Source organism: Alcanivorax sp. IL3 (assembly GCF_047495465.1).
Classification (GTDB): Bacteria; Pseudomonadota; Gammaproteobacteria; order Pseudomonadales; family Alcanivoracaceae; genus Alcanivorax; species Alcanivorax jadensis.
Genome location: NZ_CP179931.1, coordinates 1931084 through 1955528, shown reverse-complemented (window position 1 = coordinate 1955528; position 24445 = coordinate 1931084). Strand labels below are relative to the sequence as shown.

General features: G+C 58.1%; 21 protein-coding genes. 7 read left to right on the top strand and 14 right to left on the bottom strand.

Annotation, left to right across the window (positions count from 1 at the left end):
• Positions 1–47 precede the first annotated feature (47 nt).
• Genes ACMG4M_RS09110 through ACMG4M_RS09100 form a run of 3 tightly spaced genes read right to left on the bottom strand, consistent with a single transcriptional unit; the run spans position 48 to position 4722 of the window.
• Positions 48–1607, bottom strand: a complete 1560-nt coding sequence (locus ACMG4M_RS09110; RefSeq protein ID WP_035244364.1) for an FGGY-family carbohydrate kinase — start codon at positions 1605–1607, stop codon at positions 48–50.
• Complete coding sequence (locus tag ACMG4M_RS09105; RefSeq protein ID WP_035244363.1) at positions 1604–3103, bottom strand: glycerol-3-phosphate dehydrogenase/oxidase; 1500 nt, start codon at positions 3101–3103, stop codon at positions 1604–1606. Before ACMG4M_RS09105 ends, ACMG4M_RS09110 begins: the two co-directional genes overlap by 4 nt.
• Complete coding sequence (locus ACMG4M_RS09100) at positions 3103–4722, bottom strand: FAD-binding oxidoreductase (protein WP_277673007.1); 1620 nt, start codon at positions 4720–4722, stop codon at positions 3103–3105. The genes ACMG4M_RS09105 and ACMG4M_RS09100 overlap by 1 nt, the downstream gene beginning before the upstream one ends.
• Positions 4723–5039: 317 nt before the next feature.
• Between ACMG4M_RS09100 and ACMG4M_RS09095 the strand changes: the two genes are divergently transcribed.
• From ACMG4M_RS09095 to ACMG4M_RS09085, 3 genes are all read left to right on the top strand, one after another.
• Positions 5040–5708, top strand: coding sequence for an OmpA family protein (locus ACMG4M_RS09095; protein WP_035244359.1), 669 nt, complete (start codon positions 5040–5042; stop codon positions 5706–5708).
• A gap of 139 nt (positions 5709–5847) precedes the next feature.
• Positions 5848–6915, top strand: a complete 1068-nt coding sequence (ada, locus tag ACMG4M_RS09090; protein WP_414429844.1) for a bifunctional DNA-binding transcriptional regulator/O6-methylguanine-DNA methyltransferase Ada — start codon at positions 5848–5850, stop codon at positions 6913–6915.
• A complete protein-coding gene (locus ACMG4M_RS09085; protein WP_414429843.1) occupies positions 6912–7814 on the top strand; it encodes a DNA-3-methyladenine glycosylase family protein in 903 nt (300 codons plus the stop codon). Before ada ends, ACMG4M_RS09085 begins: the two co-directional genes overlap by 4 nt.
• Positions 7815–7987: 173 nt before the next feature.
• Here the strand turns inward: ACMG4M_RS09085 and ACMG4M_RS09080 are convergent, their stop codons facing one another.
• Positions 7988–9241 carry an MFS transporter gene (locus tag ACMG4M_RS09080; protein ID WP_272961823.1) on the bottom strand — a complete coding sequence of 418 codons (1254 nt, stop codon included), beginning with the start codon at positions 9239–9241 and terminating at the stop codon, positions 7988–7990.
• On the opposite strand from ACMG4M_RS09080, the gene ACMG4M_RS09075 reads away from it, so the two are divergent.
• On the top strand, positions 9232–10023 hold the full coding sequence (locus ACMG4M_RS09075; RefSeq protein ID WP_414429842.1) for a patatin-like phospholipase family protein: 792 nt from the start codon (positions 9232–9234) through the stop codon (positions 10021–10023). The genes ACMG4M_RS09080 and ACMG4M_RS09075 overlap by 10 nt on opposite strands.
• Before the next feature lie 106 nt (positions 10024–10129).
• Here the strand turns inward: ACMG4M_RS09075 and ACMG4M_RS09070 are convergent, their stop codons facing one another.
• The 3 genes from ACMG4M_RS09070 to ACMG4M_RS09060 all read right to left on the bottom strand — a co-directional run bounded on the left by ACMG4M_RS09070 (position 10130) and on the right by ACMG4M_RS09060 (position 12454).
• Entirely contained in the window at positions 10130–11242 is a 1113-nt protein-coding gene (locus ACMG4M_RS09070) for a ferritin-like domain-containing protein (protein WP_156964802.1), read from the bottom strand.
• A 295-nt stretch (positions 11243–11537) separates the two neighbouring features.
• The gene (locus ACMG4M_RS09065; RefSeq protein WP_035244352.1) at positions 11538–11987 is read right to left on the bottom strand and encodes a PaaI family thioesterase; all 450 of its coding nucleotides are present in this window, start codon (positions 11985–11987) and stop codon (positions 11538–11540) included.
• Positions 11984–12454 (bottom strand): PaaI family thioesterase, encoded by a 471-nt coding sequence (locus tag ACMG4M_RS09060; RefSeq protein WP_232221947.1) that lies wholly within the window; start codon positions 12452–12454, stop codon positions 11984–11986. Before ACMG4M_RS09060 ends, ACMG4M_RS09065 begins: the two co-directional genes overlap by 4 nt.
• Before the next feature lie 136 nt (positions 12455–12590).
• Here ACMG4M_RS09060 and ACMG4M_RS09055 point away from each other — a divergent pair, with 136 nt between their 5' ends.
• Positions 12591–13715: an alpha/beta fold hydrolase gene (locus ACMG4M_RS09055; RefSeq protein ID WP_035244350.1), complete on the top strand. Its 1125-nt coding sequence runs from the start codon at positions 12591–12593 to the stop codon at positions 13713–13715.
• A 73-nt stretch (positions 13716–13788) separates the two neighbouring features.
• Here ACMG4M_RS09055 and ACMG4M_RS09050 read toward each other — a convergent pair whose 3' ends face one another.
• The 4 genes from ACMG4M_RS09050 to ACMG4M_RS09035 form a co-directional block, all read right to left on the bottom strand.
• On the bottom strand, positions 13789–14550 hold the full coding sequence (locus ACMG4M_RS09050; RefSeq protein WP_232221946.1) for a hypothetical protein: 762 nt from the start codon (positions 14548–14550) through the stop codon (positions 13789–13791).
• A gap of 80 nt (positions 14551–14630) precedes the next feature.
• A complete protein-coding gene (locus ACMG4M_RS09045) occupies positions 14631–15425 on the bottom strand; it encodes a hypothetical protein (protein ID WP_035244346.1) in 795 nt (264 codons plus the stop codon).
• Positions 15426–15706: 281 nt separating this feature from the next.
• Positions 15707–16108: a YkvA family protein gene (locus ACMG4M_RS09040; protein ID WP_272961827.1), complete on the bottom strand. Its 402-nt coding sequence runs from the start codon at positions 16106–16108 to the stop codon at positions 15707–15709.
• Positions 16098–16880 (bottom strand): ParA family protein, encoded by a 783-nt coding sequence (locus ACMG4M_RS09035; RefSeq protein ID WP_272961828.1) that lies wholly within the window; start codon positions 16878–16880, stop codon positions 16098–16100. The genes ACMG4M_RS09040 and ACMG4M_RS09035 overlap by 11 nt, the downstream gene beginning before the upstream one ends.
• A 470-nt stretch (positions 16881–17350) precedes the next feature.
• On the opposite strand from ACMG4M_RS09035, the gene ACMG4M_RS09030 reads away from it, so the two are divergent.
• A complete protein-coding gene (locus tag ACMG4M_RS09030; protein ID WP_035244340.1) occupies positions 17351–18694 on the top strand; it encodes a cytochrome P450 in 1344 nt (447 codons plus the stop codon).
• Positions 18695–18998: 304 nt separating this feature from the next.
• Here the strand turns inward: ACMG4M_RS09030 and gorA are convergent, their stop codons facing one another.
• Positions 18999–20363, bottom strand: a complete 1365-nt coding sequence (gene gorA / locus ACMG4M_RS09025) for a glutathione-disulfide reductase (protein ID WP_272998422.1) — start codon at positions 20361–20363, stop codon at positions 18999–19001.
• A 346-nt stretch (positions 20364–20709) separates the two neighbouring features.
• On the opposite strand from gorA, the gene ACMG4M_RS09020 reads away from it, so the two are divergent.
• Positions 20710–21360 (top strand): transglycosylase SLT domain-containing protein, encoded by a 651-nt coding sequence (locus tag ACMG4M_RS09020; protein ID WP_035244337.1) that lies wholly within the window; start codon positions 20710–20712, stop codon positions 21358–21360.
• A gap of 83 nt (positions 21361–21443) precedes the next feature.
• On the opposite strand, the gene ACMG4M_RS09015 is transcribed toward ACMG4M_RS09020, so the two are convergent.
• Positions 21444–21746: a Rieske (2Fe-2S) protein gene (locus tag ACMG4M_RS09015; protein WP_035244335.1), complete on the bottom strand. Its 303-nt coding sequence runs from the start codon at positions 21744–21746 to the stop codon at positions 21444–21446.
• A gap of 216 nt (positions 21747–21962) precedes the next feature.
• Positions 21963–24335, bottom strand: a complete 2373-nt coding sequence (ppsA, locus tag ACMG4M_RS09010) for a phosphoenolpyruvate synthase (RefSeq protein ID WP_035244333.1) — start codon at positions 24333–24335, stop codon at positions 21963–21965.
• Between the last annotated feature and the right edge of the window lie 110 nt (positions 24336–24445).

The following is a 24445-nucleotide window of genomic DNA, read 5'->3' as shown; positions in this document are numbered from 1 at the left end:
TGATGGCCGGTGATCGCCAAGCTTTCTGTGGTAAAACCAATGCGGTGTTATCTCGACGGATAACCGGTGATCTGTCGGATGGAGCGGTACAGCGGGGACAGCCGCGGGTACATTTTTCGGTAGACTTGGCGGTATAGCGCATCGTACTGACGGGCCACCTCAGGATCTGGCTCAAACCGTTTTCCGGGGCGTGTCATCGCCGCGACAGCGCTGGCGTAATCCGGGTGCAACCCCATGGCAACGGCGGCATTGATGGCCGCCCCCAGGCCGGAGGTTTCAGAGGTATGCGGGCGTTCCGCCGGGAGGTTAAACAGGTTCGCGGTGATCTGCATGATGGCATCGCTCTGTGAGCCACCACCAGACACCCGCAAGGATTGCACTGGCACCCGATTGCGTTTCTCCAAGCGCTCCTTGCCCTCGCGAAGGGCATAGGCAATGCCTTCGATAATCGCCCGGTAAAGGTGTGCCCGGGTATGTACATCGCCAAAACCGATGATGGCGCCCTTGGCCTCCGGTCCGGGGATGCGCACGCCGGGATTCCAGAAGGGCTGCAGCACCAGTCCCATGGCGCCGGGGGGCGAGTCGTGCAGGAAGGACTCGAACAGGGTTTCCGCACTGACACCCAACTCTTCGGCCTGCTGCACTTCCTGTTGGGCGAACTCGCGCTTGAACCAGTTCACCATCCAGTAGCCACGCTGAACGATGACTTCCGAGTTGTAGCGCCCCGGCACGGCCGCGCTGTAGGCGGGGACAAACGGAATTGGCTCCACGTAGCGTTCGTTACAGGTATTGAAGGTGGCTGTGGTGCCGTAGCTGAGGTTACCGATTTCCGGCGTGAAGGCACCGGCGCCAAGCACTTCGCAGGCCTTGTCCGCCCCGCTGGCGATCACCGGCAGGCCGACGGGAATGCCGGTATGTCGGCTGGCGGCGGCGGTGACCTTGCCCAATGTCTCGCCGGGTGCGACCAGCTCAGGGAGCTGCTCGCGGTTTACCCGCAGGGCTTTCCATTTCAGGTCGTGGGGCGGCGCCCAGCACTGCCCTTTGTAATCAAAAGGAATGTAGCCAACCTGAGAGGCAGTACAGTCACGAAGCTCACCGGTCAGCCGATAGTTTAGGTAGCCGGACAGCAGCAGGAAATGGGCGGTTCGTTGCCAGATCTCGGGCTCATCCTCCGCCAGCCAGTTGCACTCCGCCTTGGCCTGAAACTGGCGCAGGGTTTCTCCCTGGCCGAGCAAGTTCACTGGCGCCGCATACCACCAAGGCAGGCGAGGAAAATTCGGGGTACGACGCTGATCCAGCCAGATCACCGCCGGGCGCAATGGGCGCATGGCCTTGTCCAGGCAGACCACCGAGGCACGTTGAGTGGTCAGAGACACCGCCACCACCCGGGATCGCAGCTCGCCATGCTCCAGCCATAACCCCTGACAGGCTTGGCCCAGTTGTTCCCAAAAATAATTGACGTCCTGCTCGGCCTCGCCTGGGCGGTCTGGAAGATAGGGCTCAATATGTTGCTGGTATTTGGCAATCAGCTCGCCGTTGCCATCGAACAGCATAGCCCGGGCACTTTGTGTACCCTGATCCAGAGCAAGCAGCAGCGGCGCGTTCATCCTACGGCCTGCTGTGCTGGGGAGGCTGGCACACCATAGTAGCGCTGATGAATTTCCAGATAGCGTCTCCTCTCCTCTTCCCAGTACGCATCGTCCCAGCCCAGGGTGGACTGAATCTGTTGTCGCAGGCTATCCAGCAGTCCCTTGCCGGCTTCAGGCAGCAACAGACCCAGCCGGGTACGGCGCAGCATCAAATCATCCAGGTGCACCACATCCTCGTTGTCCAGAATCCACTGAATGAAGACCGGGTCCCCCTGATTTGCATGCAGAAAAGCATCCACGGCTTGTGGGGCATCACTGATGGGAATAAAGCCGGGCTCTGTGGTTTTCTGACCGCGCTTGTGGGCGGCACTGTCGATCAGTCCGCTGGCCAGCAAGGCATCCAGGGCAATCAGCCGAAACGTGGTGAGCTTGCCACCGCTTACGGTAACGATACCGTTTTCGCCCCATACCGCATGATCCCGGCGCTCCTTGGAAGGGTCCATGCCCTTGCCTGAGGCAATGACCGGACGGACTCCGGCGATGGTGGAATAGATATCGTCCCGATTGAGATCCACCTTCGGAAACTGGCTGTTGATCAAACGGAGCAGGTAATCCACTTCCTGACCACTGGCCGCTGCCTCGATATCCATATCCTGGGGATGATCCAGATCCGTGGTGCCCACGCAGGTCACCCCCTCCCAGGGGAACACAAACACCGGGCGCCCATCGTCCGGGTGCATGACAGTGAGGCAATCCTTCACCGGCAGACGTTCGGGATTCACGAACAGGTGACTGCCCCGCAGGGGGCGGACGCGGGGATCGCTGCCGGAAAAGCGGTCTGCCCAGGCGCCGGTGGCACTGATCACCCGTCGTGCGCGAAGGGTAGCGGTCTGCTCGGTGGTTCGATCCGTCACTGTGACGGCGTAACCCTCACCACTGGGTTCGGTTTGCTCTACCCGGCAGTAATTCTGTGCCAGTCCACCGTGGCGGGCTGCCTCCAATATCACCCGAACCACCAAGCGACAGTCATCGGTGAGGGCATCGGTATAGCTCATGGCGCCTGTCAGCGACTGGCTATTGAGCCCCGGCACCCGTTCCAGCAGTTGCTCGCGGTTCAGGTAACGGTGATCACGGATGCCGGCAAGAAAATCGTACAGCCAGAGAATTGCCTTCATGGGCAACCGACCGGGGAATACTCCCTTTCGTAGCGGAAACAGATAAGTGGCTCGCTCCACCAGCCCCGGCAACTCTTCAATCAGACGTTCTCGCTCAAGCAGGGAGTGGCGGGTCAAGCGAATGTCCCCCTGGGCGATATAGCGTAGCCCGCCGTGCACCATCTTGGAGGAACGACTGGAGGTGCCCCAGGCGAAATCGGTCTGCTCCAGCAGCAGAACCCGATGCCCCCGGCGAGCCGCTTCCAGCAGCACGCCGGCACCGGTGATACCGCCACCGATGACAATAAGGTCCCAGTTTTCGTCAGCGAGGGAGTCCAGGGAGTGGCGTTTGCCTAACATCAAGATTCCTTTTCAATACGCGGCTGGGTGTCGTCGAGCAAACAGCCCGGGTTCAGTCGCTGCTGCGGATCAAAGTGCTTCACCAATGAGGTCAGTGCCGCGATACCCTGCTCGCCTTTCTCGTGGTGGAGCCAGGGTGCATGATCGCGCCCTACCCCGTGCTGATGGCTGATGGTGCCCCCGTGCGCCACGATGGCCTCACTGGCCGCGTCTTTCATGGCATGCCAGCGCTGCAAGGTGTTGTGGTAGCTGTCCGAGCTGCGAAACACATAGGTGGTATAGATACTGGAACCCTGCGGATAAAGGTGTGACAGATGGGTAAAGACATGCACTTTTTCGCCCTCACCCACGTTGTCGCGTACCGCCTGCTCCATGGCATTCATGGCCGGGGTAACCTGGTTCCAGTCCACTGCGGTTTCAAAGGTATCCACCACATACCCATGCTCCCACAGGCCATGACGAAGATAAGGGGAACGAAAACGGGATTCTTCCCATTTCTTGCCCAGCAGCTCACCCACCACTGTGCCACCGGCAGCACGAATGCGTTTTTTAACCGTGGCCAGGGTATGGCGCACCAGCGACTTTTCACCGGTCACCCCGAAGGTGATCATGCATTTTTCATTCCGGCAGCCACGAAGGGACAGGTAACGGTGCAGTACCGACACCAGCCTTTCATGGCCGGCGAGCATCAGGTGGGTGCGGGTTTCTTCCGCATTGGACAGCCGCAGCATGGAAAGCGGCAGCTTGGCCTGGGTCAGGCTGCGCACCAGCGTCTTGGCCGTTTCCCAGTCCGGAGCGAATGCCACCTGGAAGGTTTCCGTTTCCGGCAAGGGGGTGACGCGCACCTTGACCTCACTGATCACCCCCATGCGCCCTTCTGAGCCCATGATCATCTCCCGCAGATCCGGCCCGGCGGAAGACGCCGGAATCGTGGGGATATCCAGGGTGCCTCTCGGCGTTTCGATACGCCCGCCGGCGAACATCTGTTCGATACGCCCATAGCGCATGGACTGCTGGCCGCTGGAGCGGCTGGCCACCCAGCCGCCTACCGTAGACAGTTCCCAGGATTGCGGGAAATGTCCCAGCATATAGCCCTGCTCGCGCAGCTGATTTTCTACTTCCGGTCCCGGGGTACCGGCCCCGAAGGTGGCTATCTGACTTTCCTTGTCCAGGTGGAGCAGTTTGTTCATGCCAGCCAGTGACAATGTCAGCACCGGTTTGTCGCTGGCTGGCGGATTGATATGCCCGGCCACGGAGGTGCCGCCGCCATAGGGAATCACCAGCACATCATTGTCCTGGGCCCAGGCCAGCAGACGCTTCACCTCTGCGCTTTTGGTCGGCATCGCGACCCCGTCCGGGAAACGCCCGAAATCACCGGAACGCATGGCCAGCCAGTCTGGCAGGCTTTGCCCACGGGCATGACGAATACGGGTTTCTGCATCGGTGCGGATCAGTGGGTGGTCAGGCATGCGCGACGCGGGCACCGCCTGCAACACCGTTGCCATTTCCGCATCCGGCAAGGGAGTCGCCGTGCCAAGACGGGATTGCAGAAAAGTCAGGCCAGAGGCCTTCAACGGGTAATGATTGGCGCTGTCGCCCCAGCCGTTCCAGCGTCGCATGCAACTACTCCTTGGTTTGGGAAAGCCTGACAGGATCGTATAACAGGCTGCTGTCATGGTAGCCCTGGTGGCAAGGGGTTTCACTGGCGCAGCGGGACAGTAGATGGACTATTTCTGACATTCGGCTGATTTGTGCCGCCGTTACAGGCTGTATTGAATAGATAACAACCCTCTACAGACGGCCACTCGGTTTTTTTCGTACAAATTCGTAAACTCGTGAAGACGCCGCTTTACCAGCCATGCTGTCAGGGCTATGGTTCATATCACATCCAAACTATTTAAAAACCAATACCTTATAAGACTTACAAGGAGTTTCCATGAAACGTTTCGTTGGCTGTCTGGCGCTTGCAGGCGCTATGTCCCTGCAGGCTGGCTGCAGCACCATCAACCCCTACACCGGTGAAAAGCAGACCTCCAAGGCTGGCATGGGTGCCGGTATTGGCGCCGTCACCGGTGCGCTGATCGGTATCGCCACGTCAGACAGTGCCAAAGAGCGTAAAGAGCGGGCACTGAAAGGCGCCGGTATTGGCGCCGTTGCCGGTGGTGGCGTGGGCTACTACATGGATGTACAGGAAGCCAAGCTGCGCGAAAAACTGGAAGGCGCCGGTGTGTCGGTTACCCGTGACGGCGACAACATCATCCTGAACATGCCGGGCAACCTGACCTTCGACACCGACAGCACCACGGTGAAGTCTTCCTTCCGCCCGGTACTGGACGCAGTGTCTGAAGTGCTGAAGGAATACAAGTCCACCATGATTCAGGTAGCCGGCCACACCGATAGCACCGGCGGCGACAAGTACAACCTGATGCTGTCCCAGCAACGCGCCCAGTCTGTCGCCAATATTCTGGGCGGCTTCGGCGTTGAACAAGTGCGCATGGATACCGTCGGTTTCGGCGAAACCCAGCCCATTGCCAGCAACGGTACTGCCAGCGGCCGTGAGCAAAACCGTCGTGTTGAACTGACCCTGTTGCCTTACACCGAGTAAGGCAATCTGGAGGTGGGTGCCCGGCACCCACCTCTTCTCCCCTTCCAGTTTTTTCAATTCCCCCGCAACATCCAGAGTGCATCGCGATTTTCTTCGGGTCATGATGAAGTCAGGCTCTTAACGCCCAGGAAACAAGATCGTGAGCACAGTGACGGCGCAGATTACCGACACACAGTGGCATGCCATCCAGAACCGTGACCGAAGCGCGGATGGTCGCTTTGTCTATGGCGTCATCACCACCGGTATTTTCTGTCGGCCCAGTTGCCCGGCAAGACGACCTAACCCGGCTAATGTGCGGGTTTTCCCCAATGGGCAGGAAGCCTTGCAGGCAGGCTTTCGCCCTTGTCGTCGCTGCAATCCGTTTTCCCTGGCTGGCTCACCGGTGACAGACACCGTCACAGCCCTGTGCCGCCATATTGAGCAAAGCCACAGCCTGCCGACGCTGAAAGAGCTTGCCGCTCAGTGCGGCTGGTCGCGCCACCATCTGCAGCGCCAGTTCAAGGCCGTCACCGGTGTTTCGCCACGGGACTATGGGCTGGCAGTGCGCCGGCGGCGACTGACCGGGAATTTACAGCGCCATGCATCCATCAGTGGTGCCATGCAGGAGTGGGGAATGGAATCCGGCAGCCAGCTTTATAGCCAGGGCAAGCAGATGCTGGGCATGTTGCCCGGCCAGTATCGTTCCGGCGGCACGGGGACAGCTATCCGCTTTGCCATAGCCGAATGTAGCCTGGGAAGCCTGCTGGTGGCAGAAACGTCGCAGGGCCTCTGTGCCATCAGTCTCGGTGATGCGCCGGAGCCGTTGCTAGAGGAGTTTCAGGCACGTTTTGCCGGCGCCGAGCTGCTGCCACCGGATCCGGCATTTGACAGCAAAGTGGCCCGGGTTATTTCACTGGTCGAAGATCCAAAACAGAGTCTGTCGTTGCCACTGGATATTCGCGGCACCGCATTTCAGCAACGGGTCTGGCAGGCGCTGCAGCAGATACCACCGGGCACCACCCTGTCCTATCAGGCTCTGGCCGAAACGCTTGGCCAACCGGGAGCCGCCCGGGCCGTTGCGTCGGCCTGCGCCGCCAATACATTAGCCGTGGCGATTCCCTGCCATCGGATTGTACGCCGCGATGGCAGCCTGTCCGGCTACCGCTGGGGCGTGGAGCGCAAGCGGGTCCTGCTGGAACGCGAGCTTGAAAACAAGGAGAGTGAGTGAGGGAACAAACAGCCGAGCTAGTTTTACCGCTACCGGCGGATTTCAATCGCGACGCCTTCCTTGATTTTCACCGGCGGGATGTTCAAGCAGTGGCCGAGAAAGTCGATGCCGGGATGCTGGTGAAAGCCTTCATCTGGCAACAGGTACCCACCCTGCTGACAGTGGCATTCCATGAGCCAGGCCAGGCCCGTATTACCTTGCAATGTGACGCCGAGGCGCCCTCAGCCAGCGTTTCACTGGACGCCTTTGCTCGTCACTTGCTTGGCCTGGATCAGCCAACACAAGAATTCGAGGCGCAGACCGGCAGGCATCCCCTGGTGGGCGCAATGGTGCGCACTCAGACCGGATTGCGGGTACCACAATCCGCCTCACCGTTTGAGGCACTGAGCTGGGCCATCATCGGCCAGCAAATCAGTGTGGCGGCCGCCGTTTCCATTCGCCGACGTTTTATACAGCGCCTGGGCCGCAGGCACAGTAACGGCCTTTACTGCTACCCCGATGCCAAGGATGCTGCCAACACGGACGCGGAAACACTGAAGGCCTGCGGTTTTTCGCGCAGCAAGGCGGAGTGTCTGCTCACCGTTGCCCGGCTCTGCCTTGACGAGACCCTTCTGCCCGAGATTCACACGGCACAGCCCGACCTGGAAGCCTTACGGAAGAGCTTGCTGGAAATACGTGGGCTGGGTCCCTGGAGCGTTCACTATGCACTGCTGAGGGGGTATGCCTGGATGGACGGCAGCCTGCATGGGGATGTGGCCGTACGCCGAGCCATCCAGCAGTTATTGGGCAATGCCGCGCCACCTACTGCCCGTGAAGCCGAGCTCTGGTTGGCAGACTTTCGCCCCTGGCGCAGCCTGATGGCGGCCCATCTGTGGAAGTCGTTGTCAGTGAATGCCTGACTTGATGACTCACCGGCCCCAACTTTCACCGTAGGGTGCACTGAGCCTAAGGCGAACTGCACCATCCCCAGCGCCGAATCGGTGCAGTTCGCCTTAGGCTCAGTGCACCCTACGAAGCTGACGTATTTTGACCGGTTTTCGCGACTCGAAACCCGGACCTCGCCACTGGCACCCTACGCACTAGCCGCCGCAGAACGTACCAGCCGCCAGGCCAGCCAGGCCAGCGGCACCATCAGGGACAATACCAGCAGATAGGGCCAGCGATGATCCAGGGTGTACAGGCCTGTGCCAACCAGCGGCCCGAGGATAAAGCCCAGTGCCGGGCAGGCGCTGGCCAGACCGGCCACCCGCCCCTGTTCTTCACTACTGACTCGCAGGCTGGCCAGAGACATGATCGCCGGCATGCCAAAGCCCAGGCCGAGCCCCACCAGCAATACCGCAAAACTCATCACCAGTTGCCGGTCTGCCAGCCACAGAATCAAGGCGCCGACGCCCAGCGCCGGAACAGCCAGGGCCACCAGCAACGTGGCCGGTGCCCGCAGCCATTGCACCACGACAATCTGACCAAACAGGGAGGTGACCGCCGCCGCCATCATGGTCAGGCCAAGTGCGCGGGCCGCCGCCGCGGGCGATAACCCGAAGTGGTCCTGAAACAGGAAGCCCAGGGTCTGCTGAATCAGCGCAAAGCTCATGAACAGCATCACGCCGGTGAGCAGCAAGTCCCGCAGTCGCGGGTCCGCATAGGCGCCGAGACCACTGCGCAGCACCTTGCCCAGGGACACGGTGCGCGCCGTAGGCTGGTGTGGGGATTGAGGCAGCCACAAGGCTGTTGCGATAGCCATCAGTGCGGTCAGGGCCGCCACGCCATAGAGCGGAAAGACCAAACCCACCGCCGCCAGCAGCCCACCGGATACCGGCCCGATCACTGTCCCCAGATTGTTCGCTGCACCAATACGCCCCATACCCTGGGTGCGCTGCTCCGGGGTAGTGATATCTGCGGTATAAGCTGCGGCGGCGGCCGGCGTGGCGGCCATGATCGCCGCCTGCACCATGCGACTGAGCACCAGACCGGCCACCAGCAAGCCACCGACCAGACCGCCATGCAGACCAATATCGAACACCACCGCAAACATCAGCGTGCCCAGGGAATAGCCGCTCAGCCCGATCACCAGCACCCGCTTGCGGCCCAGGGATTCGCTGAGGGTGCCCCACACCGGGCTGGCCAAGGCAAAAATCAGCGACGAACAACTGATGATCAGTCCCACCTGCATTTCCGCCAGGCCGGTGGCCCGGCCCAGGGACGGAAGCAGCGTGAATACCAGGGTCTGACCCAGTGCGGTAACCGCCACGGCGGTCAACAGGATTGTATGGCTGAGGGTGCCCGGGTTAGGGTTTGTCGCCGCAGAGGAAGAGTTCAATGAAGACATTTCCCGCCCCAAGCATGGCGGACTGGTTGGCCGAGCGCCCCTTTACCCTGGCCATGTCGTCCGGTTTTTTTGGTTTCTTTGCCCATTTTGGTGTCGTCAAAGCCCTGAAAGAACATGAATTACAGCCTGCCCGCTATTGCGGCTCCAGTGCCGGCGCGCTGGTAGCCGCCTGCATGGCCAGCCAGGCATGTCCGGAAAGAATGGAGCGCACTCTGCTCGGGCTGTCCCGGGAGCATTTCTGGGACCCGTCTCCCGGACTTGGTTTGCTAGCCGGCAAGCGTTTTCGCACATTGCTGCAAGAGCTGCTACCGATAACGGACCTGGCCCTTAGCCCCACCCCGGTGGCCATTTCCGCCTGGCATGCCGGCAGCCGCCGCACCCGGGTACTGAGCACCGGGGACCCGGTAGAAGCCGTCTATGCGTCCTGCGCCGTGCCCTTCCTGTTCCAGCCGGCGCGGATCGACGGTGGTTACTACTGGGATGGTGGCATTGCCGACCGGCATGGTCTCGCCGGCACCTGGCCCGTCGAGCGCGTACTCTATCACCATCTGCAATCCCGATCCCCGTGGCGACGGGCCAATAGCCCTGCCCTGCAGGCGCCTTTGCGCCCCAACCTGATCACCCTGGCCATTGATGGCCTGAGCCGCAGCGGTCCGGAGAAGCTGGAGCAGGGGCGCATGGCATTACAGCAGGCCTATGAAGCGACCACTCAGGCGCTGGCCAAACCGGTTCGGCAGGGAATCGTCAACGTCGACAGCGTGTTGAAACGTAGGGTGCACTGAGCCCAGGCGAACTGCACCGATCTGGCGCTTGAATGGTGCAGTTCGCTTAGGCTCAGTGCACCCTACGCTGACTATAGACTTTTGTAAGAGCCTACAGAGACAGCCCTCAGGAGGCTTCGTCGTAGAGAGGTTTCGACAACTCCGCCCAGTCCACTTCGCCGTCATCCACCAGGTTTTCGAACTGAAGGATGCCCAGTTCTTCGAAACGGGGGCGAACCGACTCGGTGAGCAGACCGATACGTTTCAGGTTGGGCATGATGCGAGTGAACAGCAGATTGCGGAATTGGGCCATGATGGTGGAAGACAGGACCTGTTCACGGGCCTCGTCCACATCCCAGCCAAAGTGTTCAAACACCTCGGTGCTGATCAGACGCTCACGCATGACCACGCAGGCCTCAAAGGCAAAGTGCGCCCGCTCTTCTTTTTCTTCTTCAGAAAGAGTCTCAACAAAGTCCTCCAAGTAGTTGACACCAAAGGTAACGTGCCGCGCTTCATCGCGAATAACCAAGTGGATGATCTGCTTGAGAAGCGGATCATGGGCGGTCAGCTTGAGGGTATTGAAAGCCGCCAGGGCCAGGCCTTCGATGATGATCTGCATACCGATAAATTTCAGGTCCCAGCGAGGGTCCGAGAGGATCTTGTCGAGGAGGGCTTTCAGATTTGGATTCACCGGGTAGAGAATGCCGATCTTTTCCTGCAGGTAGCGGGTGAACACTTCCACATGCCGCGCTTCATCGAAGGTCTGGCTGGCCGCATAGAGCTTGGCATCGTAGGAAGGTGCACAACTTGCCAGCTGTGAAGCCACCAGTAACGCACCCTGCTCCCCGTGCATGAACTGCGCCAGCATCCAGGCAAGATTGTGCCACCCGAAGCGCAGTTTTTCGTCGTCGCTAAGTGCCTCGAAGGTAGGCCAACCATTGAACGGGTTGAAGGACTGATCCAGGGGCACCTCGCTCCTGGGAAAGGTCTGGCTCCAGTCCAGATCCATGTCCGCATTCCAGTTCAGTTCCTTGCCCAGGCGGTAGAGCTTGCGGATACGCCCATCGGCACTGGAGTAGTCCCAGTTGTAATGGCCGGTGAGCGGGGTCTGGAAGATTTCCACCACATCCTGCACATGACCAGGGGTCAGCTTGTCTTCAATATCATCGGCACCGGGGCCGTCCCAGTTTTCGTAAATGCTCACCGATGTGGGTGGAGAGGTGACGTTGGTTATTTTCATGAAAACACCCTTTTTAGCGTTGTAGCGCACACTCAAGGACGCAACGTTGCGTCCTGAACAGGTTCACTTAAACGCTAGGCGGATGTGGTTGCTGGAACAATGTCGCGTTCTGACAATCGGGACGAAGGTTGGCGCAAAATCACAATAAACGCAAAACCAGAAAAATCTCTCAGGAAGACGCAGGGTGCGCTTAGCCTAAGCAAACTGCACCATCCAACGCCGAATGGGTGCAGCTCGCTTAGACTCAGTGCACCCTACAAAACAGCGGATGCTTGATCCTCAAAAGTCTGCGACGTCAGCCCGCATCATCAGACAAGAGGAAATGGGCCCGGGCGATGGTGATGGGTTCCTGGCGGTTTTTTTGCCAGGCGCTGATATGCACATTGGCAATTCGGCGCCCCAGCCGGGTCACGCTGCATTCCGCATAGGTGTCTCGGAAAAGACCGGCCCGCAGGTAATCGATGGTGAAATCGATTGTCTTGGGTACCCGTGGCTCACCCATTTGCAGCAGAATGAAGATAATCGCGGCCTGCTCCATAAAGCCAGCCACCGCCCCACCATGCAGGGCCGGCAAGGTCGGATTGCCCACCACATTGTCATGCTTGGGCAGGACGAAGGTCAGCTCGTCACCCTGCGCCACTACCTGGATGCCCAGAAAGCGGGCATAGGGTACCCGGTCAATCAGGCTCTGGTAATCCGCCTCACCAGCGCGGCATTCTTCAATCAGGGTTTTCAGTGCTTTCATTGCCCCACCACCTTGCCTGCCGTTTCGATTTTCAGTCGGGTATAGGTTGCCAGACCGGTTGCGATGGGCTCATCTTCATTGCCCTCTTCCCAGGTGGTAATGCGTACAAAGGCCACGTGGGTAGTGAGGCGATAGCAGGTGGCTTCGCAGAATACGGCTGCGCCCTTTTCAGGGCCGCGCAGATGATCCACGCGAAAGTCGATGGTGGGGGTAATTTCAAACGTCGGGAAGGTACGGCAGGTGACTGCCATGCCGCCAGCATGATCCATCATGGCGAAGATGGCGCCACCATGCATAACACCGGTTTCCGGGTTCCCGACCAAGTCTTCGCGCCAGGGCACGCGTACCCTTACAGCGTTTTCTTCAGCGCTGAGCACTTCCAGCCCCAGCACGACTGAGTGCCTGACCGACTCCAGAAAGCGGTTACAGACATCCAGACGGGTAAATGATTGCGATGAAGTTGTCACGACGGCCAATGCCTCCTGTGCCTCGGGCGCGCTAGATTAACGAGTCGACATTACTCTGCAAAGTGTTACTTTTTCACCCTAGTAATACGCTGCTTTCCCGATAGTATCCCAGCCCCCTCATTGTCGGAGGCCTCCCATGGCGACGTCATCCCGTTTGAAGACCAGTCTGCGTGCAGTTGGGCATATCGTCGAGCGTCGGCGGCATCCGCAGCGGTTTATCCAGATTGATAAATGCCCCTGGGATGAAATCTACCGCGACGGCATCATGGCAGTTCGCCATTATAGCCTGCCGCCCATGGCCGAAATCCCAGTCAATGACGAGACCATGCCTGTTGAGCGCCATAAATATCGCACTCCCCTGATTCTGGTGCCCGCTTTGGGGATTCATTGCTGGACCTATGACCTGATGCCGAACCGCTCCATGGTCCGCTATCTGATGGCGCGAGGCTATGACATCTATTTGGTAGATTGGGGCAAACCCTCCCAGGCCGAGCGCAGCCTGGATCTGGATACGTATGTGAATCGTTGGCTGCCGGAAGCGGTGGAAATGGTCAAGGCACATTCCGGGCAGGAGCAGGTCAACCTGATGGGCTACTGCATGGGCGGCCTGCTTTGCCTGATGTACCTCGGGGGACACCTGGATGCGCCGGTGCGCAGCCTGATCACCATTGCCAGCCCGGTGAATTTCCACAAGAGTGGTCCTTTCGGCAAGGCCCTGGGCCTGGCATCCATCCCCGCCATGCAACTCCACGACTGGTTCAAGCTGCGTCTAGAGCCACTGGACGATAAGCTGTTCCATATCCCGGCAGGGCTGCTGACTTTCGGCTTTAAAATGACCAATCCGCCAGGGGTGGTGCAGGCTTATCTGGATCTGGTGAAGAACATTGCCGACCGGGAATACGTCACCGAGTACATGACTATGGGTCAATGGTTCAACGATATGGTGGATTATCCGGGTGCGGTAGTGCGCGAAGTGATCGAGAAGATGATTCTGGCAAACAGCCTGGCCAAGGGGAAAATCCGTATCGGTGGTCGCGGTGTGGATTTTTCTGCGATTCGCCAGGACCTGCTGGCGTTTGCCGGCACCACCGACAATATCGTCAGCCTGCGCGCCGCAAAGGAAGTGCTACGGCTGGTCGGCAGCCAGGAAAAACGTTTCGAAGAAGTCCCTGGCGGCCATGCCGGGGTATTCTCCGGCTCCAAGGCACCCAGCCAAGCGTGGCGTATCAGCGCCGACTGGCTGGCAACACGCTCAGATTGATACTGACACCCCCATAGCCATACTTTCCGGAAGAACGCCCCTTTTGCTCCACCGGAAAGTGCTACCTTTTAGCTCAGGGAGCTACCAGCTCCTCTATGTGCTCTGCGACCTGGCTGGCGTAGCGATAAAAGAGGTAAGGGACCTTATTGGCATCGTTCTCGTTCATCCGCGGGATGGTATTGCGCACGAAAACCCAACGTTGATCAACAAATGCCAGCACCTCGCTCGCCTGCGTATCACTGGCATAGTGTCTCTTTAGATTCTCCAGCTGGTCATCAATGGCTTTTGCTTCAAGGGCAAAATCCATTGGCGGCAGCCCAGTACCGGTCGGCATGCCTGCCGACGGGAAGGCGGCCAACGCAAGGTATTCACTGGCCAAGCGCTGCATGGAGACCGACAACTCCGCAATATTGAGATAGCTGCCTTTGTCAGTGGAGTCGGCCTCCTCAGCCAGCTTGGCAACAGCAAGAGTGGTCGTGTTCATCTCGCTCATGGCGCCATAGTCCGCATAACCCAGAGATGCCAGCGGGTTGTCGAGCGCGCGTTTGGACAGGTCATCCCAGGCCTGGTTAAAAGCCCTGGCCTGGGCCACCTCTTCGCCCTCGGCTTGCCCTTTGAGCTTAACCACCCGTCGCTCCCCATCATCAAGCAGCTGCCTAAGTGCGTCCCGGTCCTCCGGGTTATCACCACGAATCGAAAGTAGATGGAATCCCATCCTGGCGCGCCAGGCGTCCGCTTCCATCATTGCCAGTTCCGTTGCAGAGAATGCTGCTTGCGCGCCGGAAACAGCGACCATCAGCGCCCCCGCCAACATCCACAATCCTTGTTTTTTCACCCCAATTCCTCTTTCTTTACCCCACGAAAAACCCCCGCCGTTAGCGGGGGCCTGAATGCATGCCAAGCTGGCAGTTAAGACTATTCAACTGGCCCGAAGGTAGGCTTGGCCATATCTGTGGATGCCAGACTGATCGCCTGCTCCATTGTTTCCACCATCTGTCTGGTATAGCGGTAAATCAGGAACGGCACCGCATTTTCATAGAACTTTACCATGGACTGACGAATGAATTTCCACTTTACCGCCACCTGATTCAGTGCCCGGGTCATGGCTTCGTCGCCAGCATATTGTTTCTGAGCCGCTTCCAGCATCTTCTCAAATTCCGGTACGGCATTCTTGAAATCCAGCCGGCCCTCATCCGAGCCTGATGCCATTCCGCCGGCAGGGTCCGCTGCCACATTCAGATACTCTGATGTCATCCGCTGAAGGTATGCCGATAACTCACGAATTTCATCATACTTGCCACCGGTGGCATTTTCGAAAGCATCCATTTTGTCCGCCATAATAGCGGGAAGCTCGTTCACATCCTTGATGATATAGGCATTGGTATACCCTTGCTCCGCCATGGTGTTACCCCTGGCGGCATCGACGTATAGGGTTAATTCCTTTTCCAGATCTGCCACAAACTGGCGCTCTTCGCTGCCCTCGGCATTGGCTCTGAGCTCGGAAAGAGCCTGCCTAGACTGGGAAATAGTACGCTTCAGGTCAGACGCATAAATCTCACTGCCTGCCATCACCGTGAGCATATGGAAGTTTGTGCGCACCTTCCACAGCGACAACTCAAACTCTTCAAGATCCGCATTGGTAATGGCTGCCATCCCCTGCGCTGGCAGCAAGGCGATAGCCAGAAGGCTCCCCAGCAGACGCTTGCCCATAACTACTCCCTTTTCCTGATCGCTAATTGTTGTTGTGAATTGCTTGTTTTTGGTCTGATCACGCCGGCCCAGGGCAGGCACTCACTCAATATGAGTAAACACTATCACAAAATTCATAAGAGAGAGGAACCCGGTATTGATATCAAAATGGTCACTGTCACGCTGCCTTTCACCCTGGGTCCTGTCCGGGCAGGGTCCTACCTCAAAATCGTAGCTGGCGTTATGGCCACTTCATGGTATCGAGGCCTGGCGTCATAAGGCCAATCACACCTAACAGGCTGCTATAGACCTGTAGCAGCGTCGTCATGGATCTCACGCCATTGCTGATATCGCTCGATATCCTTTCCGGCAAATTGCCAGGCCTTGGCCAGCACCCCAATATCATCCAGCAAACCCAGGCCAATAATCGGGTCTGGGATAGCATCCAGGGGCATCAGGAAATACACCAGCGCTCCGGTGATGGTGAGCAGGGTTCCCCAGGGCACCTGACGGTAGCGCCCAGTCGTCCAGTCCAGCAGCATTTGGGCCAGTAGCTTGAGCTGCCCCGCCGCCTTCCCCAGACGTTGTTGCAACTGATCAGAGCGGTTGAATACCGCCTTGGCCAGCCATCGGCTGGCCGTGGCCGAACGCAATATACGCTCGGCACGGCGAGACGCCTGCTTGCGAAACGGATTAGCGGCCATTGAGCTCGTGGAACAATGCCCGATATTCCTCGGTCAGCTTGTGCTTTGGCTGCAAATTAACGAGGGGGGTCGCCTGTTCGTGGGATTCTCGCATTACCACACTGGCAGAAAGCTTGCTGCTCAGCATCGGCAAACCTTCTTCAACAAGCGACGCCACCAGCTCCTGCGGCAAACGGGCTCGGGGCTGGAACTGGTTGACGACGATGCCTTCCACCTGCAGCTCGTCATTGTGATCTTCGCGAGCCTCCTGAATGTTTTCCAGTAGGGTATACAGCGCCTTGCGTGAGAAGGCATCACAATCAAAGGGTATCAATACACGATCAGCAGCAATCAGCGCGGACAGGGTATAAAAGTTATACGCTGGCGGGGTATCGACAAAGATGGTATCGAAATCCTTGGACAGGCTTTTCAGCAGGCCGCGGAGCTTGTAGATCTTGTGCTTTGATTCAAGCATGTGCTCGATTTCGCCCAGTTCGCCATCCGAAGGCAATACAAACAGGTTCTGAAAAGGCGTGGCATGCACATAGTCGCGAGCGTCCTTTTCTTTCAACCGAAACGACAGCGTCTGGGCAAAGAAGGTGCCGATATTCGGCTTGGGGCCTTCACCATTGCTGTAGGCGGGCATCCCCAGCAGGTACTGGCTGGCATTACACTGCGGGTCCAGATCCACCACCAAGGTGCGGTTTCCTTCGGCAGCACTGATGGCAGCCAGGTTTACCGTTATGCTGGATTTACCCACTCCCCCCTTCTGGTTAAACACCACACGACGCATTCCTTGTTCTCCTTAATACAGCAGGCTTGCGGACTGTCTGCAGGCCAGAGCTCCGCAGGCATCCGCGCTATTGGCGCTGACGCCCTGCTTGATCCGGGTTTGACTTAAGCCATTCGACCACTGGAAGCCCACTCTTTCGAAGCGGGCTCAATCTGGGCCTGCACGCAGTTTTTGTTTGTTGCCGAATCATACACAGGCCTTGGAGGCTCTCCCAGTGCCCACCGGTTCTCTTTTTCTGTCCACAGTTTCTGTGGATAACCGAGTGCATAACCCTTGAGTGACTGGCCCCAGCCTTGCCGGGCTGTGAGCCAGACAGGTTCAGGTCAAAAAAACAGCACACAGCACCCGGGGACTACGAGATCTGAGCCGTTCGGCTGAGAGGGAAATGTCATAACGAAATCTGTTTAGTGGTATTGAGCTAAGCGGGGTATCCAGCTAATAGTAAACGCTCTGTTTATTGGGAGAGATTCATGTCACAACCGTTTTGTTCGCTGCCCGCACACAGTCAGCTTCGAGCTGTGCCCGGCGACAAGGGGCTGCCGCTCATCGGCCATACGCTCTCCTTCATGAGCGACCCCATCGGTCTTATGCGTAAGCGCTACGACCAATACGGTCCGGTCTCATGGACTAGCGTATTTGGCCTGAAAATGGTGCAACTGCTGGGGCCCGATGCCAATCAGTTCGTCATGCTCAATCGGGGCGATCTGTTTTCCAATCACCAGGGCTGGGATTACTTTATTGGTCGTTTTTTCCATCGCGGTATCATGCTGCTGGATTTCGAAGAGCACCGCTGGCATCGCAAAATCATGCAGCAGGCCTTCAACCGGGATGTGCTCAAGGGGTATCTGGAGCGGATGGGCCCGCACATCACCTCGGGAATTGCCCCCTGGAAAGACATCGCCGATTTTCATGTGCTGAATGCGGTAAAACAGCTCACCCTGGATCTGGCCACTGATGTATTCATGGGCTATGAGCTGGGCCCGGAGGCTGACGACATCAACCGGGCCTTCGTGGATACGGTTCGCGCCGGTACTGCCATCGTGCGTACTCGAGTCCCCGGCCTACGCTGGTCAAAAGGTCTCAAAGGGAGAAAGCTACTGGAGGCCTTTTTCCGCAAGGAAATTGCCGCCAAACGGCAAAGCCGCGACTCCGATCTTTTCAGTGTGCTCTGTCACGCCGAAACAGAAGATGGCGAACAATTCAGCGATGACGATGTGGTCAACCACATGATCTTCCTGATGATGGCGGCCCACGATACGTCCACCATCACGCTCTCCACCCTCTTCTATTATCTGGCCAAGAACCCGCAATGGCAGGAGCGTCTGAGGGAAGAAAGCCAGGCCCTTGGCAAAACCTGCCTGGACTATGAGGACCTGCCCCGGCTGGAAGGCATTGGCATGGCCATGAAAGAAGCACTGCGGCTCTGTGCCCCGGTGCCATCCCTGCCCCGCAAGACCGTCAAGGACGTGGAATACGAGGGCTTTTTCATCCCCCGTGGCAGCTTTATCAATGTGGTGCCCTACTTCACGCATTACATGGAAGAGTACTGGCCGGTACCTGAAAAGTTCGATCCGGAACGGTTCAGTGAAGCACGCCGGGAAGACAAGGTGCACCCTTATGCCTGGGTGCCGTTCGGGGGCGGTGCGCACAAATGTATCGGCCTGCACTTTGCGGAAATGCAGGTAAAGGCGATTCTGCACCAGGTGCTGCTCAATTTTCGCTGGAGCGTACCGCAGGACTATGAGATGCCGGTGGATACCACCAGCCTGCCGGTACCCGGCGATGGGCTACCGGTGAAACTGGAGAGAATCTGACACCCAGACCGCAGGAGCGTCGCTGGCGGCGCGATAGCCAGAATCGCGCACCCCCGATCATGTCTCGCAGCCGCTGTAGGAGCTCCGCTTGAGGGGCGAACCGAGCGCAGCGAGATAACAGCTTGGCAGGTGCCCGCAATGGAGTCTGCCAAGCAAGATACTCCTGATCGCCCTGCGAGCTATTTCCACGCTGACGCGTGGTTCGCCCCTCAAGCGGAGCTCCTACAGCGGCTTTGTAGAAAGTGTGGAGGATGTTGCGCCGGCAGTTACGGCCCCTACGGCATAGTCAACCAATATTGGCTGATCAGGCGGTGATTCTTTCCCCCTGACGCATGGTGACCAGCTCTTCAGCCGCCGTCGGGTGGATGCCCACGGTAGCGTCAAAATCCGCTTTGCTGGCACCCATCTTGATAGCCACAGCAAACCCCTGGGTAATTTCTGCCGCGTCCTCGCCGGCCATATGCAGCCCAAGCACTTTGTCAGTTTCGTCGTCCACGATCAGCTTGATAAAGCTGCGTTCCTGCTTGTCACCCAGAGTGTAACGCATGGGTCTGAAGCCACTTTTGTAAACCCGGATTGCAGAGGCCTGCTGTAGCGCTTCTTCCTGACTGAGCCCTACGGTGCCGATGTTCGGGTGGCTAAAAACAGCGGTGGCGATATTGCGGTAATCCATTGTAGCCTGCGGCTTGCTCTCGCCGAACAGCTGCGCAGCCAGCCACATGCCTTCAGCCAGGGCCACTGGGGTAAGCTGGACACGGTCAATCACATCGCCCAGGGCGTAAAGGCCCGGGATGGAGGTGGCAAAGCCGTCATCAACCTTGATCGCCCCGTTCTCTGTCAGCGTTGGCGTCGCCCCGTCTGCAAACAAACCATCCAGCTTTGGCACGCGGCCGGTGGCGTAAAAGACTTCGTCAAAGGTTTGCTGGCTGCCGTCCTGATAGGTGACCTGCTTGCCGCTGCCGACCCTATCAAGGCGGGTAACGTCACTGTTGAACTTCAGATCCACCCCCTGCCCGCGCATCTGCTCTGCCACGAACTGACGAATATCGCCGTCAAACCCGCGCAGGAAGAGATCACCCCGATATACCTGGGTGACGTGGCAGCCCAGGCCATGCAGGATGCCCGCGAACTCGGTGGCAATATAGCCGCCCCCCACCACCGCTACTCGCTCAGGCAGCGTCTCCAGATAGAACAGGTCATCGGAGATCCGTGCCAGCTCACAGCCGGGAAATTCAGGCACATAAGGCTTGCCGCCGGTGGCGATCAGGATATTGGCTGCGCTCAGTTCCTGGTCATCCACCGCAACTCGTCCCTGGCCCAACACCTTGCCATGTCCTTCGAAAACAGTGACTCCGGCCTGATCGAGAATGCGTTGGTAAATGCCATTCAAGCGCTCAATTTCCCGGCTTTTGTTATCTCGCAGGGTTGCCCAGTCGAACGACCAGCCCTGCACGGAAAAACCGAAATCTTCGGCCAGTGCAAATTCCTGGGGGAAATGGGAACCATAAGAAAACAGCTTCTTGGGAACACAGCCCACATTCACACAAGTACCGCCAAAAAAACGTTCCTCAATGATGGCAACCCGGGCGCCGTGGCTTGCAGCCATCCGCGCCGCTCGAACGCCGCCGGAACCGGCACCGATCACCACCAGATCAAATTCTGTTGTCACTGCTGTCTCCTGCTAGGTTTGCCCCTATTGTGCGCAGGGCGAAGGGATTAACAAGGCTGGTGAGCTAATACGTGCCATAGCCAACAGCAATGGATTTTCCCATATGCCAGAATGAAGCCGAAATGTGCGCCAGACCTCTTGGGCGTCGAGGGCAGCGATAGTATGATATTTGAGCGCTGGCCGGGTACGCTCAGCGGCTCATACCGACAACTCGTCGGTCATGGGTAATACCTGTCAGGCCTGACGTTATCATGGGGGTAACGTCGGCGGGAAAAGCTCACAGGGCTTTTTCTTACAACAACAACGCGTGGCACACCACAGCGCATTAACGGGGAACGGGACACCAATGCGACTGAGCGGGCTGCTGGCTCTACTAATGAGCGGCATGATCAGTTTTTCAGGCACTGTCGGGGCCAGTGATATATACAAGTATCGCGCCGCTGACGGCACCATTCTGTTTACGGATCAACCTCAAGACCGGGTTGGCCGCAACCATACCCTGCTATCCATCCGCAAAGGCTGGAATTACCAGCCCCGCGCCCTGAGTGATGCAGAGCGGGACCGCTACGACAATCTGATCACCCTGGCGGCAGGCCAGCACCGGGTGGATCCGGCTCTGGTAAAGGCCGTGATCCATGCCGAATCCCTGTTCAACCCTCAGGCCATATCCCGTGTCGGCGCCCAGGGATTGATGCAGCTGATGCCAGAAACCGCTGCTTATCTGGAAGTCAGCAATCCTTTTGATGCCCGGGAAAACATCCTCGGCGGCACCCGCTTCCTGGCGTACCTGAAAGGCAAATTCTCTACCCTGGACCATATCCTGGCGGCCTATAATGCTGGGGAAGGCAATGTGCGCCGTTACGGCGGCATCCCCCCCTTCAAGGAAACCCAGGCCTATGTGCGCAAGGTCAAACAACTACGCCAGCGCTATAGCAGCCACTTTGTTGCCGGGCTGGGCGAAGAGAAAGTGGTCTACGCTTCTCCCATTCGCCAGTAAGCTGCCCTCTGATTTCTGCACAAGCAGACCCGCAAACGGGCGGCAACCAGCGTTACGTTTTCAAGCATCGTTATTGCTCTCTCCTATGCGGGCAGATCCACTCCCAACCACGGGCCGTCATAGCTCAGTGGATATTGCTCGAGTTGGTAGCCAGCGCTGAGACAGCGGCCGCTTCGCAGGGAAAACATCAGCCCATGGCCGGGGCAGCGCAGCTCGCCATGGCTGATGGTGCAACGATCCAGTGGGAAATCCGCATGGGGACAGCGCCGTTGCATTAACCGGGTCTCCCCCTCCTCGTGGATCAGCAACAGCTCCAACCGGCCCACTTTGACAGGCAGTCGCAGGCCGTCGTACAGATCCAGAGTCCTTAGCAGGCGATGAAACATGGCTTACCTTCATCCAGGTTTTTGAACTTGCGGTCCATGGCAGCCCAGATTCCTCTTGCTCAGACCTCTATCCGCATCCACAGACTCTTCAACATAAAAGAGGAAAAGGAAACCGCTGAGAAACGTCTCTGCCAACCAGCCCATAACGTAAAAAGCCCGCAATCGCGGGCTTTTTACTGTGCTGTGAAGCACCTTGCAGGTCAAGCAGGCAAAGGATCAGTTGCCGTGCTTCTCCGCCAAGTAGAACCAGGTGTCGAGTACCGAATCCGGGTTCAGAGACACGGAAGAGATGCCCTGCTCCATCAGCCATTTGGCCAGATCGGGATGATCCGAAGGTCCTTGGCCACAGATACCGATGTACTTGCCCTGGGCATTACAGGCATCGATGGCCATCTTGAGCAACTTCTTGACCGCCGGATCCCGCTCGTCAAACAGGTGGCTGACGATACCGGAATCCCGATCCAGGCCCAGCGTGAGCTGAGTCAGGTCGTTGGAGCCGATAGAGAAGCCATCAAAGTGCTGCAGGAAGTCGTCAGCCAGCAGTGCATTGGTGGGCAGCTCGCACATCATGATCACACGCAGGCCGTTCTCGCCACGCTTCAGACCGTTCTTGGCGAGCAGATCAACGGCCTGCTCGGCTTCGCCCACCGTCCGCACGAAGGGCACCATGATTTCCACATTGGTGAAGCCCATGACATCCCGGACTTTTTTCAGCGCACGGCATTCCAGCTCGAAACAGTCACGGAAGTTTTCGCTGATGTAACGACTGGCGCCCCGGAAGCCCAGCATGGGGTTCTCTTCTTCCGGCTCGTAGAGCTTGCCGCCGATCAGGTTGGCATATTCATTGGACTTGAAGTCGGACAGGCGAACAATCACCTTTTCCGGGTGGAAAGCGGCGGCCAGGGTGGAGATCCCCTCGACCAACTTCTCCACATAGAAGTCCACCGGATCACCGTAACCGGAAGTGCGCTTGTCCACGTTCTGCTTCACATCTTTGGGCAGAGTGTCGTAGTTCAGCAGCGCTTTCGGGTGCACCCCGATCATGCGGTTGATGATGAATTCCAGACGCGCCAGGCCAACACCCTGGTTCGGCAGACCGGCGAAATCGAAGGCGCGATCCGGGTTGCCCACGTTCATCATGATCTTGAACGGCAGCTTGGGCATGGATTCAATGGAGTTACGCTGAATATCGAATTCAAGCTGGCCTTCATAGATCTTGCCGGTATCACCCTCAGCACAGGACGCAGTCACTTCCTGACCGTCCTTGAGCACATCAGTGGCATCGCCACAGCCTACAATGGCCGGCACCCCAAGCTCACGAGCAATGATCGCCGCGTGACAGGTACGCCCACCCCGGTTGGTGATAATGGCCGCCGCACGCTTCATGACCGGCTCCCAGTCCGGGTCGGTCATGTCGGTAACCAGCACATCGCCGGGCTGGACCTTGTCCATTTCCTTGATGTTGGTAACGATGCGCACCTTGCCGGCACCGATACGCTGGCCAATGGAGCGGCCCTCTACCAAGACCTTGCCGGTCTGTTTGAGCAGGTAGCGCTCCATGACATTCACATCGGAGCGGCTCTTCACGGTTTCCGGGCGGGCCTGCACGATGTAAAGCTTGTTGTCGTCGCCATCCAGCGCCCATTCAATATCCATGGGCATACCGTAGTGTTTTTCGATCTCGATGGCCTGACGGGACAGGTTTTCGATCTGCTCGTCATTGAGGCAGTAGACCATGCGCTCGGCATTATCCACGTCCACAATTTTCACAGACTTGCCCGCAGAGCCTTCGGCGCCATAGACCATTTTCTGCATCTTACTGCCAAGATTGCGACGCAGGATGGCGGGTTTCTTGTTCAGCAAGGTTTTCTTGTGAACGTAGAACTCATCCGGGTTCACTGCACCTTGCACTACCATTTCACCCAGGCCGTAGGAAGCGGTAATAAAAACCACGTCCTTGAAGCCGGACTCGGTGTCCATGGAGAACATCACGCCAGCGGCACCAGTCTCGGAACGCACCATGCGCTGAACGCCGGCGGACAGTGCAACCAGCTTGTGATCAAAACCCTGGTGAACGCGGTAGCTGATGGCACGATCGTTGAATAGAGAGGCAAACACTTCCTTGACGGCAATCATTACGCTGTCGATACCGCGAATATTGAGGAAGGTTTCCTGCTGACCAGCAAAGGAGGCATCGGGCAGATCTTCCGCAGTGGCAGAAGAACGTACTGCCACCGGCAAATCAGCATTTCCTTCGCCAATCTGTGCGTAAGCCTCACGGATAGCACTATCCAGCGCTGGCTGGAACGGGGCGTCCACGACCCACTGGCGAATCTGCTCGCCGGTCTTGGCCAGAGCAACCACATCCTCAACATCTAGAGCGCTTAAGGCCTCGTTGATTTTCTGGGTCAGATTGTTGTGCTCAAGGAACTCGCGAAAGGCTTCAGCTGTGGTGGCAAAACCGCCCGGAACGGAGACACCCGCTGCCGACAGATTGCTGATCATCTCACCGAGGGATGCATTTTTGCCGCCTACGCGCTCAACGTCATTTTTCCCAAGGTCCTGAAACCAGACTACATATTCCGCCAAGGTCGTCTCCTTTTTACGTATTACCGTTGATTACTGGCCTGAGCCGGCGCTAATCGAGCCGCCATTCTACTCAAAACCCGCACAGTTTGCCCGCCCCTAGTCGTAATTTG